This is a genomic window from Prevotella fusca JCM 17724, from assembly GCF_001262015.1.
In the GTDB taxonomy this organism is placed as follows: domain Bacteria; phylum Bacteroidota; class Bacteroidia; order Bacteroidales; family Bacteroidaceae; genus Prevotella; species Prevotella fusca.
Map to the genome: position 1 here is coordinate 1,730,423 of NZ_CP012074.1, position 13,368 is coordinate 1,743,790.

At 42.2% G+C, this 13,368-nt stretch carries 12 protein-coding genes and 1 tRNA gene; 4 read left to right on the plus strand and 9 right to left on the minus strand.

Annotated features, from left to right (window positions below):
• The first annotated feature begins 139 nt into the window (after positions 1-139).
• The 3 genes from ADJ77_RS07030 to ADJ77_RS14015 all read left to right on the plus strand — a co-directional run bounded on the left by ADJ77_RS07030 (position 140) and on the right by ADJ77_RS14015 (position 2,089).
• Positions 140-1,183 carry a virulence RhuM family protein gene (locus ADJ77_RS07030; RefSeq protein ID WP_025077728.1) on the plus strand — a complete coding sequence of 348 codons (1,044 nt, stop codon included), beginning with the start codon at positions 140-142 and terminating at the stop codon, positions 1,181-1,183.
• Entirely contained in the window at positions 1,180-1,632 is a 453-nt protein-coding gene (locus ADJ77_RS07035) for a DNA-processing protein DprA (protein WP_025077729.1), read from the plus strand. Before ADJ77_RS07030 ends, ADJ77_RS07035 begins: the two co-directional genes overlap by 4 nt.
• A 304-nt stretch (positions 1,633-1,936) precedes the next feature.
• The gene (locus ADJ77_RS14015) at positions 1,937-2,089 is read left to right on the plus strand and encodes a winged helix-turn-helix transcriptional regulator (protein ID WP_167336711.1); all 153 of its coding nucleotides are present in this window, start codon (positions 1,937-1,939) and stop codon (positions 2,087-2,089) included.
• Positions 2,090-2,147: 58 nt separating this feature from the next.
• On the opposite strand, the gene ADJ77_RS07045 is transcribed toward ADJ77_RS14015, so the two are convergent.
• From ADJ77_RS07045 to ADJ77_RS07085, 8 genes are all read right to left on the minus strand, one after another.
• Positions 2,148-2,795 carry a hypothetical protein gene (locus ADJ77_RS07045; protein ID WP_025077731.1) on the minus strand — a complete coding sequence of 216 codons (648 nt, stop codon included), beginning with the start codon at positions 2,793-2,795 and terminating at the stop codon, positions 2,148-2,150.
• A 2-nt stretch (positions 2,796-2,797) separates the two neighbouring features.
• Positions 2,798-3,718, minus strand: coding sequence for a relaxase/mobilization nuclease domain-containing protein (locus tag ADJ77_RS07050; protein WP_025077732.1), 921 nt, complete (start codon positions 3,716-3,718; stop codon positions 2,798-2,800).
• Entirely contained in the window at positions 3,715-4,068 is a 354-nt protein-coding gene (locus ADJ77_RS07055) for a plasmid mobilization protein (protein WP_025077733.1), read from the minus strand. Before ADJ77_RS07055 ends, ADJ77_RS07050 begins: the two co-directional genes overlap by 4 nt.
• A gap of 143 nt (positions 4,069-4,211) precedes the next feature.
• Positions 4,212-5,123, minus strand: a complete 912-nt coding sequence (locus ADJ77_RS07060) for a toprim domain-containing protein (protein WP_025077734.1) — start codon at positions 5,121-5,123, stop codon at positions 4,212-4,214.
• A 267-nt stretch (positions 5,124-5,390) separates the two neighbouring features.
• Positions 5,391-6,581, minus strand: a complete 1,191-nt coding sequence (locus ADJ77_RS07070; RefSeq protein WP_025077735.1) for a DUF5906 domain-containing protein — start codon at positions 6,579-6,581, stop codon at positions 5,391-5,393.
• Positions 6,582-6,585: 4 nt separating this feature from the next.
• Positions 6,586-6,879, minus strand: coding sequence for a helix-turn-helix domain-containing protein (locus ADJ77_RS07075; RefSeq protein ID WP_004344933.1), 294 nt, complete (start codon positions 6,877-6,879; stop codon positions 6,586-6,588).
• A 120-nt stretch (positions 6,880-6,999) separates the two neighbouring features.
• A complete protein-coding gene (locus ADJ77_RS07080; RefSeq protein WP_025077736.1) occupies positions 7,000-7,920 on the minus strand; it encodes a hypothetical protein in 921 nt (306 codons plus the stop codon).
• Between the two features lie 234 nt (positions 7,921-8,154).
• Positions 8,155-8,239 (minus strand) — tRNA-Leu (locus ADJ77_RS07085).
• Between the two features lie 186 nt (positions 8,240-8,425).
• On the opposite strand from ADJ77_RS07085, the gene ADJ77_RS07090 reads away from it, so the two are divergent.
• The gene (locus ADJ77_RS07090; protein ID WP_025077737.1) at positions 8,426-9,517 is read left to right on the plus strand and encodes a mannose-1-phosphate guanylyltransferase; all 1,092 of its coding nucleotides are present in this window, start codon (positions 8,426-8,428) and stop codon (positions 9,515-9,517) included.
• Positions 9,518-10,491: 974 nt separating this feature from the next.
• On the opposite strand, the gene ADJ77_RS07095 is transcribed toward ADJ77_RS07090, so the two are convergent.
• Positions 10,492-13,317 (minus strand): hybrid sensor histidine kinase/response regulator transcription factor, encoded by a 2,826-nt coding sequence (locus ADJ77_RS07095; RefSeq protein WP_394330584.1) that lies wholly within the window; start codon positions 13,315-13,317, stop codon positions 10,492-10,494.
• Positions 13,318-13,368 lie beyond the last annotated feature (51 nt).

The window sequence follows — 13,368 nt, forward strand, 5'->3', positions numbered from 1 at the left end:
TTTACGAAGCGTTTTTTTATATAACTTATTGGCAATGAACTGGTTAGAAATGTCCAAGAATAGTAATAGAAGATCCAACACTCCTATTTAATGAGGGTAAAGTGTTTACTGAGAGGAACAATAATTTAATAAAAGAATAATGGAAGCAGACAACAACGACAATATGCTCATCTACCAGTCGGCAGATGGAAATATAAAGATAGATGTTCGGTTTGAAAAGGAAACCGTGTGGCTGTCATTAGACCAGATGGCAACACTCTTCGGTCGTGATAAATCTACTATCTCACGACATGTGAAGAATGTGTTCGAAGAGGGAGAGTTATCTCCAGAAGCAACTGTTGCAAATTTTGCAACAGTTCAAGCAGAAGGAAATAGGGAGGTTACCAGAAATATAGATTATTATAACCTTGATGTTATCATTTCGGTGGGCTACCGGGTGAAGTCGCAAGAGGGCACGCAGTTCCGTATTTGGGCTACACAACGGCTCAGAGAATATATCATCAAAGGCTTTACACTGAACGATGAGCGGTTCAAGACAGGTTCGTCTTACAATTATTTTAAGGAACTCTTAGATCGTATTCGTGAAATACGTCTTTCAGAAAGAGTGTTTTATCAGCAGATAAAGGATATCTATGCAACAAGCATCGACTATAATCCATCGGCTGAAATGACATTGGCTTTCTTCAAGGAAGTGCAAAACAAGTTGCTTTGGGCTGTCAGCGGAAAGACCGCAGCCGAGCTTGTCTATTATCGTGCCAATGCTTCACTGCCAATGATGGGACTTACTTCTACGGAAAAAGAGGGAAAAGTTACTAAGAATGATGCCTTGATAGGTAAGAACTATCTGAATGAGAAAGAAATCGGTCAGTTAAAACTTATCGTAGAACAGTTCCTTGCATACGCTGAGGCACAGGCTATGGCAGAGAAGCCGATGTATATGCGTGATTGGGTTCAGAAACTACGCCTTGTACTAACCATGAACGAAAAGAATATCCTTGAGCATGCTGGTACAATTTCTCACAAGCTGGCAGTTTCTAAGGCTACAAAGGAATATGTTGCTTACAAAGAGCAGCAACGGCAAATAGAGCATCTTGATAGCATCAAACAACTCGACCAAGACCTGAAACGTATCACGCCACGCAGGAACAATAAGAAGAAGGATAACGAGGAGAATAATCAATGATAGTCCACACGCAATATCTTGGCAATCAGAAACTGTTGAAATTGCAAAAGACAGCTTTCCTTGCATCGAGCAACATATCTTCCGAGATGGTGTTGCGTGTATATGATTGGGCAACGGATATGCGCAGTCGTGGGGAGTGTGTCGTCAGTGGATTTAACAGTAAGTTGGAACAAGATGTACTTCATTTTTTGTTGAAGGGCAGCCAACCTGTTATTCTTGTTCTTGCCCGGCGAATGTATAAAGTTATCCCTAAGGAATTACAAGAAGCGTTAACTCAAAATAGACTATTGATTATTTCTGTAAGTAATGCTGCACGTCAGTCAAAGAACACAGCAATGATAAGGAATAGATGGCTTTGCGAAATGGCTGACAGGATATTATTCGTTGGCGTGACCGAGCAAAGCAGCCTCTACTCGCTTAAGGCAGCCTTTAATAATAAACAAAAATGATAACATTATAATTTCCGCTATAACTATACAAGATATAATAACCCGCAAGGAATGACATACATTTGATTTCAAGAGCATTCAAATAGAGCCGAAGGTCGTGTCGGAGCAAGAGAAGTCTGTGAAAGAGAATGCGGACAAGGTGACTGATAATTACCTAAAGGTATCTGAAAAGGTTACTGATGAACAGCCAAAGGTATCTGATAGGGTGACTGATAAACGAAAGGTAATAGTGGAGAAAGTTGTAGCTAAAGCATTAGAAAATGGTGATAAATTAACATCAAATCGTATTACCATCTTGTAGTTAATGGCTGAAAATCCTTATATTACCAAGATTGAACTTGCTGCTGCCGTAGGAATTAGTGCCACCTCTATCATGCGTAACATCGAATATATGCGTAACAAGTACCTCCGTCGTGTTGGACCAGATAATGGTGGTTTTTGGGAAATCATAGACTAAGATGTAGCGCACAAGCCCAACCAAGCGAGAATTTTGGTTGGACTTGCTTCATATAGGGTTATTTCAATTTCATTTGCATCAAACTGTCGGCCTTTTGCTTCAGTTCCATGTCGTAACTATCAGTTGCCTTCTTAATTTTTCTGATTGTGTTTTCATTGCGATGAATATCAAACACATCGTTGAGCCATAGGATTTCCTTTGGGCTGCAACCTCTCCACACTCTGATGATACGGAATTTCAAGGCATCATCCTTGTATTGTTGTTTGCTTTGCCACAAGAAGTAATTGCCGACCAAAGAAATAAAACAAAGGAAAGACACTGCTACCATAGTAGTAAAGACTTTCGATGACTTGATGTCAAAGCTATGCCTGTGAATCTGTTCTTGCGGTTGTGGATATTCTTTCTGCTCCTGCCACTCGTGCAGCATGGTCAAGACACTTGCCACCAATTTGTCTATGGATTTAGCCTCCTCGTCCTTGATGCGCTTTTGCACGTCAATGTACTTATTGATAATGGCTTCTGTCCGCTGCTCATACTGATTGAGCAATTCCTGTTCCTGCTGGTCGTCATGTTGTACTGGGGTATATGAAACAGGGAGAGAGACAGAACGGTTCTCCTTTTCTTTCAGTTCCTTTAATTCCCTGTAAATTGTCTCCAACATGTTCTTGATTTCCTCAAAGAGGACAAATGTATTATTATCTGCCATAGTTATAAATGTATTTTACGTTTTTTCTTTTTCTTCTTTTTGTCGAGTGTATTGTAAACTTCCGCAGGGACAGTGCCATGAGTCTGGAACAATCCCAATCCTCCTTCTATGAGTTCATTGGCAAGTTCGCTCGTAGCTTCTACAATGTTAGACACAAGGTTTACTGCTCCCTGCATCTGCTGTTCGTGTTCCTTATCATTCTGTTGTAGGGCAAAGTCAATCTTGGAATAACTGAAATGCCTATCTACCTTCGAGCCATTGAAATGGTAACCGTTCTTTTCAAAGATGATACCCTGCACTTCCTGCGAGTTGCCTTTGTACTTGAAGCGGACATCAATATCTTGCTTTTTCAAGTGAGCAAGAAGGTCTTTCCAATTCCTGCACTGAGCAATCTCTGCTTTCAACGCCTGATAGATTTCATACTTGGTCTTATCAGGTTCTTTCAAGCGATGTTCCTTGACCTTCTCCTTGCCATCAGCAAAGTATAAACCATATTTGGCGGTCAGTTCCTTGCAAATCTTCTCACTTCTGAATCGGTCGTTGCGGTCAGAAATGGTCTTGCCATTATTATCTATCCGATTGAATGCGATATGAATGTGCGGATGTTCTTTGTCGAAATGGCGACCGATGATGTACTGTGTATCTTTTATACCCATCTTCTCCATATACTCACGCGCCACTTTCGCCATCCATTCATTGTTGAGTTTAGGAGAGTCCTGTGCGGAGAAACTCAGGGAGAGATGTCCGGCAACCTTACTCACTCGTGGATTCAGTTCCGTCTGGTCGATGAAACTTTGGACAATATGGCTTATGCTGTCTGTTCTCACTCCGGAACAGTCTATAAGCTCCGTTCCTTTCTTCGGGTCAAGGATGTAGTTGATGACACCCTTGAAGCCCGAACCTTTCATTATCTTGGCTATCATTTTCGTATCAGGTTTAGGATTTCGTCAATCTTTCCAATGATGATTTTGTGAAAAGGAGCAACGGTATAAAAACCTTCCACATTGGCACGATGCGCCAACTGGTTGAGATTGTTTGCCATGCCACACAGCTTACGGATAAAGTCTGCTTGCTCTACGGTCAGTCGTTCCATGACATTTCCTTTCTCAAGAACTTTTCTTACAAATTCACTCATGGATATTCCTGCGTTCTTGGCTTTACCTTTGAGCGTATAGTAATCCTCTGTGGTAAGTTTTACCGTGATTCGGTATTTCTTCTTTTCGGCTGCACCTTTGGTCGGGCGACCGCCTTTGTTGTATTCTGATTTAGTCATATTCGTTTCTTTAATTTGATTTGATGGAGACCGACGGGATAATCCTCTGCACCGACTGGCAGAAGGTAGAGTAAGTGGTTTTGGTATGCCCAAAACATAAACTTGCTCCCCGAAAAATAGATTATGCGAAGCATATCCCATTGTTATGGTCTTATCCCTTTGATTTTCTTATTTTCTGCTTTCTCTGAATGCTTAAATTCAGCACACAGATACTCGTTCAAGTCCTTGTAGCCATTGTATAAAGTTGATGCATCCGTAACAGGTTTTCCCAATTCTTTTGATAATTGAAGATAGGCATTTCTCCCTGCTTCGTCATTGTCCAAAAAACATTGAATATTCTCATAGTGTGATAATGGTTCTAATGCTTTCTTAACATTTGACACAGAGTTGAGTACCAGATAATCTTGTCGTTTTAGTCTGTCATTCTCTTTTCTTCGGAGCATCATAAATGAAAGGAAGTCTATGAACCCCTCAAAGACAAAACACGATTGCTTTGATTCCTCATTATGAAATAGACTGATGTCTTTTGGCGTGATACCTCCTTTGAAAAACGGGTTACGTATTTCGTAGCCACCTGCAATATTTGGAAAGCCAATACCAAAGTAATGTTTGCCCCTTGTATCAAAGTGCAGTTCCTTACATACAGTTCTTGCTATTTCAATGTCTATACATCTTTCCCCAAGATATTTGATAAGCGCAGGATGGGCTATGGAAAGTACCTGAAGATTTTCAAAGGAGTTCTGAGGTGTATTCGGCTTAGCTTTAGGTAGACTTACCAATACACAGCTTGGTGCATTACGTTCTATCTGATGAATGAGATACGACACATCCGAAGAGTTGTAGAGCAATTCTGCAAGGTCAATGATGTTACCACCTCTACCAATACCGAAATCGTACCATAGATTAAGTTCGGTGTTTACCTTAAACGATGCGTGTTTCTCCGTTCTAAGTGGTGATAGGTACATGAGGTTCACACCATACTGTTTTACGGGTTTGCAGTCTATTGTTGCAAGAAATTCCTGCAACTTTATCTTTTTTATTTGGCCTATATTCATAATTATATAGAAGTTAAAGTGATGATTAATTTGATGATTTGATGAATTTGATTTTATCTATATGGTTATCAGATAGTTGAGAACTCATCATGCCCTCATCATACTATTCTTCAAAATAGAATTGCTGACGAAAAGAAGAATATCATCCTTTTCTTTTTTCATCAGCAGAATATCCACGATGAATAAAAGATGAGAACGTAAACGACTTGTACTGAAAGCTTTATATAATCTATTCATCATTTCATCAAAATAATGGGTATAATGTTTTTATAAACTCTTGAGTTGCTCCTTGGTGATTGTATAAAACCTTCCTGTCCTTCGAATAGGAGAGTAATATTGCAGGGTGTTGTAACTAAGTTGATACGTAGTGTAGGTCAGCGTATTGGACACAGGTGTGAGCTTCCAGATATCCTGTACAACTCTCCTTATCTGCCCCTTGTCATACCTACATTGTGTGTTACTTAAAAGAGGCATCATATCATTGATACAGAAAGAGACTTCCTCGACATTGTTTGTTTCCATGATGTCAAGACACAACTCTGACATTTCTAGTTCCAGCTTGTTTCTGTTATTACGGATAATACGTTGCAAGGCTGGTGTAAAAGTCAGCTTGGGTGCAAACCACATACGGCTTTCCTTTTGGGTAGACAGCGTGCGATGCTGAAGAAAATAAAGAAAGGCAGGTATCTCTGCTTTCAATTTCTGAAGAAACTCTGTATCGTCACTTTCCAAACGATTTATCTTCCTAACCCAATATCGGGTTTCTCCCACGTCAATGATGACAGGGAGTAACTCGTTATTGGAACACAACACAAACTTGGCAAAGAAGGAGATTTCATCTCGGTCTTTACCCTTTGCTTCCACCTTATAGGAAAGCGTTGTGCTGAGGTTCTTCAATCTCTCACTGTCTTCCCTACGGTTAAGTAATACTTCGTCCATCACAATAAGTAGTTTACCTGCCCAATCAGCATTGAACTGACTGCGAAAATCCTCGTTGGTGTTGAACGTTACATTGTTTTGGAAAACAGCTTTGAGGAAATTAAGGAAAGTACTCTTACCAGTATTACGTTCTTCTGATACCATCAAAAGGATGGGGAGTTTCTGCACGGGTTGGAGATAGAGCAATTGCAAGTAATCCATGCCCAGCTCGTATTGTTCCCCGAAGATGTGTCTTATCAATGATTCAATATGCAGAAAATCTCCTTCTTTTGGCTGATGCTCTATCGGTTCATAGAGATTGAGGAACTTGCCAACCACTGGTTGGTAATTGACATGATTAGGAACAGTGCAGAAACCATCGTACTTTGGAACTGTAGCCAGAAAATCCTTGCCATAGTCCTGGCGTAGCGTTTCATTATTCCATACTATACGCTTCTTGACAAAACCGCCATTGATGCGTGGTTGGTTCACAATTTTATATAAGGTTGTGCCAACACGAATAAAATTCTCGTTTTCCATAGCCTTACTTCTGCATTAAAGGTTTGCTACCCATGATATATCTCTGTGCTTCTTGGGCTATTTGCGCAGAAGTCTTGATAGGATTTTGACGCAGCCATGCTTCGAGTTCTGCTTTCTCAAAATAAAGCATCTTACCTTGTGGCTTATAATGAGGAATCAGATTGCCCGATGTGAGCTTGTAAAGATAACTCTTTGATAGATTGAGAAACTTGCTTGCTTCATCAAAGCTAAGCACATTTTTGTTTGTAAAGAGAAGTTGTTCGAGTTCGTAAACTCGTTCCTCTATGGTCTTTTCCATATTTTTTATTTGTTAGGTAAAACGATAGAGGGTGCGCACCCTCGTTGCTGTTAACGAGGGCAAAATTAGAAACGATAAAAGGAACTGGCATTGAGCAATGTTTGACGTATCAACCTATGCTCAATCTTTTTTCAGTTGTTTGATGTAGTTATCAATGATTTCCCATCCTTTCGGTTGCTTCATATTGATTTGGTCTGTTGCGGTGGAAAGGTCGGTGCGTGTCAGTGGCGTATCTTTTGTTTTCCCCAAGACAAGTTCATTACGGGCAATGGCTGATTGCCATTCATCAGTAATGAACCCTTTAAAATTAAGACTTTGCATGAGATATGCCAATTGACGGTTGTTGTTTGATTTCAGGATACCTTTTAGTTTACAAGCGAAAAAGTCTTTGAGTATCTTGGGAGATATGCAAGTCGTGAATAATTGGATTTCGTTGATACAGGTTGTAAGAATTTCTATTTGCTCTTCTGTAAAATCAGATTGAAATGGATTTGTTCCTTTACCAACGATGACAGGTTTCTTTTTCTGCTCACATGGTTCATCGTTTACCAAGACAGAAGAGCGAGACCGATCAGTTTGTACCTCTGTTAATTCAATTCGTTCTATTTCTGCCATGAGATATTTTGCATATCGTTCATATAGAATTGCATCAACAAGATACGAGAGCATCGGCAGGACATCATTATATAAGGTGTGTGTCTCAATGTATTTCGCATATTCAAACGAAGATACAGAGAATGAGGCATATTTCTGTTTTTGTTCTTTGGTCAGTGATTCAAAGAAGGAGCTTTCCCACAAAAAATCATCATCGTTGTAATATTCCTCTACACATGCAAGAGCAGGATGATTCAGATAAATGGAAGATAGTTCATCGGTTATTCGGATATATTCTTTTTGCAAAATCTCTTTGAACTGTATATTGTTGATGCAACCTTTCTTCCTCAGAATATTTCCAATGAGCACATTGTAGGTCTGAGTAATGCAATAGCTTAATATTCGTTGAATGCTGTCAAGCTGTATCTTTAGATTGTCATTTTCCATTTTACAATTCTCTATGGTGGGTACTGTTTACAAAGATAGGGTATTCATTGGAGAAAAAGCCAAGAAAGGGAAATAAACAGAATAAAAGGGAAGAGTTGTCGTTAATTAAATATAAATCTAAGAGGTGAAATACTATAAAAGTACACCTTTCCAATAGTTTTGTTAGAAAGTACACTTTTAGTACATACTAAAAAAGAAAAATCCCTTGTAAATCAATGATTTACAAGGGATTTGTGGTACCCAGACCCGGGCTCGAACCGGGATGGGTTGCCCCACTGGTGTTTGAGACCAGCGCGTCTACCTATTCCGCCATCTGGGCATGGCTGTTGTTTGAACAACGGGTGCAAAGGTAGAGAGAAAATCTGAATGTGGCAAATTTTTAAGTAATTATTTAATGACAATACGATGATTAGACACTATTTGCTGTATTTAACATTAAAAGATTTGGAGGTGTGGTTTATATAAGGTATCTTTGGAGAGATAAACTGGTTAGCTTAAATAAATAATGACTACAACACAGAACAACTATTGCGTGATTCTTGCCGGTGGCAAGGGACGGAGACTATGGCCCTGCAGCAGAGACAAGTACCCGAAGCAATTCATAGATTTCTTTGGCATTGGGCGTACCCAGCTTCAACAGACGTTTGACAGGTTCGCCCGTATTCTTCCCAAGGAGAATATATATATCAATACAAGCTGTGACTATCTGAACCTTGTTCGTGAGCAGTTGCCGGAAGTGGCAGCCGATCATATTATGGCTGAGCCGATACACAGGAATACTGCACCGAGTGTTGCCTGGGCTTTGCACCGTATCATGATGTCTGACCCGAAGGCGAATATCATTATGTCTCCTTCAGACCATAACATTGTAAACCCTGATGCTTTTCTTGAGAACATAACAGACGGACTGCTGTTTATTGAGAAGAACAACGCAGTGCTGACCATGGGTGTCAGTCCAACCCGTCCAGAGCCTGGTTACGGCTATATCCAGAAGGGGGTATACACAGGAGAGGGTGATATATATAAGGTACAGGCGTTTACGGAAAAACCCGACAGGGAGTTTGCACAGATGTTCATGGACAGTAAGGAATGGTATTGGAATACAGGACTTTTCCTCGCCAACGCCAGTTACCTGCGCCAATGTCTCTATGGTTTTCTCCCGTCCGTCCTACGTGCAGGAGAGTCAGGAGAAAAGATAACAACTATAGAGGAGGAAGAGGAATTCATACGTGAGAACTTCCCTCGCTATCCGAACATTTCATTGGATCACGGTGTGCTTGAGAAGTCGGATAATGTCTACGTGATGAAATGTGACTTCGGATGGGCTGACCTTGGGACATGGCACGGTGTCTATGAGTCTATGAGCAAGCGGGAAGGTGACAATGTCGTCATAGACTCGGACGTTATTCTTGAAGATGCTACCAACAACATCATAAAACTTTCCAAAGGCAAACTTGCAGTCATCAACGGACTGGATGGATATATCGTAGCTGAGAAAGACAATGTACTGCTTATCTGTAAGAAAGAAGATTCCTCGGCACTGGTAAGGAAGTATGTTAATGAAGTGCAGATAAAGAAAGGGGAAGAGTTTGTTTAAGCCCCCGAACCAACGGTCGGTTTATACTGTACATTTAATAGGTTCTTCCGTTAAATACATGGATTGGAAATAGAATAAAGGCTTATATACTTGCATGGTATGACTATCCAAAACCAGATGGTCTTACAGGGGGGTAACTACAAGATAAAATGCAGAAAAGGCAAATAAACACCATGTCTTTCCGTCTTCTACAAACAACTTATTCCCATAGCAACCAACCGTTTGTAAACTATTTTCATGCAGTTCAAAGCTAATACATGGTCTTTTGGCTTTGAAAAGACGCCCAATTGACTTGCAATAGATGCCCTTTTGAGGTCTAACTAACGCCCTTTTGAAGTCCAATTGGGCATCTTTTCTTGTACGACTTCATAACTGACTGATTTACTGTTGGTTGCAAACTTGCTTTTTATATGTGATTTTCCCTTTGTTTGTAGATGATTTATTTGAAATTATGTAAATGTTTTTCAAATCCTTATCTGTGTTTTCAACGTATGAAAATGAAAAGGTTTTCTGTGTCTGAGGATGATAATAGAATAGACAGCCAAGGCTTTCTTGGCTATTATTTTGTATAATGCATAACTTCGGTTCTTCCGTTAAAGCTATACGAAAAGCATCTACGCATTTAACGGAAGAACCCTTTTATTTGAAGCTCCACCTTAGCTGTGGGGCTTCGTTGTTTTCATTCAATTAGTGATGGCGATAAAAGTTTTCCCATACAAGTTAGTCATTAGTGTCTTGCTATAATGACAAAAAGAAACCTCTCTTCCCTTTTTCTATTGATATGGTGTTGGTAAACACCAATGATAATGGCTGACCACCTTGGAATATGTTGCAGGGTGAGAGGCTGCTTGTCGTTAGAAGTACTTTCAATATGCTATTAGAACAATTTTCGGATGAACTAAGTCTTCTTTGAGGCTATATTCTGAAAGGATTGCTTCAGTTCTACTGCATAATCCTAAGGAGATTGGTCGGCATTAAATGCCGACTCCTCTGCGATAATCCATGGGCGTGATGCCGTACATCCTCTTGAAAGCACTGTAGAAATTAGGCGTGTGCCTGAAGCCGCAACGGTCGGCGACCTCCTCGATAGTCATTTCTGGGTTCGTTTCCAGCAGATGGCATGCCCTTTTCATCTTTATCTTCAGCATGTACGAGGAAGGAGATTCGCCTGTGATGGTCACGAGTTTCCGGTGGAACTGCCGGGGGCTCATGCAGAGTTTCTCTGCCAGAGTGTTCACGTCCAACTGTCGTCTGTCCATGAGCTGATAGATGAAGTCGACCGCTTTAGTCAGGAAGCGACGCTCTGCATCTGTGAGCTGTGTGTTTTTGTCTTTGTGCGTATCGGTGTTCTTGCTGAACTTGTCGCGCAGGCGGAGATAGCGATCGAGAAGTTTCTCCACCCTTGTGTGCAGCTCGTCAGCGTTGAAAGGCTTGGTCAAGTAGACGTCAGCTCCAGCTTCCAGTCCCTTAATTCGCTCTTCCTCTGTGATTTTTGCCGTTATCACAATGATGGGAATATGGTCGGTAATTTCGTTGGCGCGCACCTGTCGGCATACTTCCTGTCCGTCCAATCCGGGCATCATGAGGTCAGTTATGATGAGGTCGGGAACAAGCTCAAGTGCTTTTTCCAATCCATCCTTGCCATTATCGGCGTAGGAAACGGCATATCGGTCAGCAAACTGCGAGCCGATGTAGGCAGCTACGTTGTGGTTGTCCTCGATGACAAGCAGTTGGAATCGGCTTTCGCTGCTTCCGCTGTCAACAAGTGCTGTTTCGCTCTCTGGAAGAAGCGGCGTGTTGATTACCGGTGCGGCGGCAATCTGTTTCCCTGCTTCGTTGTATATCGGCACACAGATATGGAACGTTGTGCCTTTTCCTTCTTCGCTTTCTACCGTTACTGTTCCTTTCACGGCATCTATGATTTGCTTCACGAGAGCCAGCCCTACACCTGTTCCGATGTGCTTGGCATCGCCCTCACCTTGATAGAACAGATCGAAAACATGGCAGAGAGTCTCTTTGTCCATGCTACAGCCCGTATCGGTTACGTCAGCGAAAAGGTTTTCGCCCTCACGCCATACCGCCACACTCACCTTGCCGTATTCGGGAGTGAACTTGAAGGCGTTGGAGAGCAGGTTATTCATTACTTTGTTCACATAATCGGGTACGAAGTCCATCTTCACAGTTTCCTTGGCGAAGAACTGCAGGTCGATGTTACGGCTGCGGGCGTATTCGCGGTAGCTTTCCACTATCATGGAGAGATAAGCCATGATGTTTCCGTTCTGCCAGTCAGCATCTCCCACTGCCGACTTCATCTTCGAGATATCCAAGAGCTGGTTGATGAGCGTGAGCAGTTCCTTGCCCTGTTGCTCGATAGTTCTTGCCTTGTCTTCCACCTCTGCTATGTCAAGCGATTGCAGGTCATGGCTTAAAGCGAGTATCATCGTAAGAGGGGTTCTGAACTCATGAGTGATATTGGTGAAGAAATTCTCACGTAGTGCCGACATTCTCTTCAATGCCTGATGATTGCGTCGGCGCAATCGGTTTGTATAAAGTGCCATAGACAGCAGTCCTGTCAGCACAAGCAGTGCAAGTCCCGAAACTGCAAAGCCGATATACCGCATCGTGCGTTCCTGTTCCAGCCTATGCTGGGCTTCGCTCATTTGCTTTGTCTGTCGATTGCGTTCTATTTTCAGACTTATGTTTTGTATGTGGTTCACCTTCTCCATGTCCAGGATGCTGTCCCGCATCATCGTAGCCATCTCATGGAAAGCCAATGCTGAGTGGCAGTCTCCTGTCTGTTTGTGATGCTTATAATATAAGGTGTATATTTTTTCCAGATGTTCAGGAGACTTGATGTTCTCCGCCACCTGTTTTGCTATGTCAAGATATTCCATTTCCCTCTCTGCATTGCCTGTGATGTGGTAGATACCGGCAAGGGCAATGAGAGAGTTCAACGAATGCCACTCGTCTTTCGAGGCTTCCATCATCTTTCGGGCAGTCTCGTATTCTGCCGTTGCCTTGTCGTATTGATGCGCTTTCTCGTAAAGCGAGCCGAAATAGGTATGGCAGAGCGATATGCCGAGGTCGCTGCCAGCCTCCGTGTTCAGTACCATCGAGCGGCGGTAGTAGACCCAAGCCGAGTCCGTCTGCCCCCGATGCTCGAAGATGTAACCGAGATTGGCGTAATTGATAGCTTGTCCCACCAGGCTGTGAAGTTCCTGTTCGCCATGCAATGCCATGCGTAGCACGCTGTCGGCACGTGTGTAGTTTCCCAATGTCATGTATATATTGCCCAAGCCGTTAAGCGACACTGCACGGTTCTTCTTGGCAGTAAAAGAGGTGTCAGTACATTCCTCGCTCATCTTCCATGCGTTGTAATGATACTCTTGTGCCGCATCAAGCATGCCCAAACGGCGAAAGTCTGTACCGATGTTATTCAATGCCTGTACCCATTCCAGCGTGTCACCGATGCCTTCCGCCTGTTGTAATCCCTCGTTGTGGACACGCAGTGCCTCGTCAAAACGGCTCTCGTTCCGCAGTGCCTTTCCCCATTCCCTGAGAGTGATGACGCTGCCGAGCTTGTTTCCCTCCTTTTCCATTCGTTTTTGCAGCAGGGAAAGCGAGTCTATGCCGTGCGTGGAGCGTACGGTACTTTCCGTCTCTTTCCGTTCTTCCAGGCTAAAAGAGGCTTTTTCCCTTTCGCATGAAGTCAGTAGAAAGGAAAATAAAATAAACGCTGATAATGCACTTGAAAACAGGTGTTTGTGTTTGCTCCACCCCGTAAATGTCAAAAGGCTCATAGTGGGGTTGTAAAGTGACTTAAAGGACATGTATGTCGTATTGCATAGGTA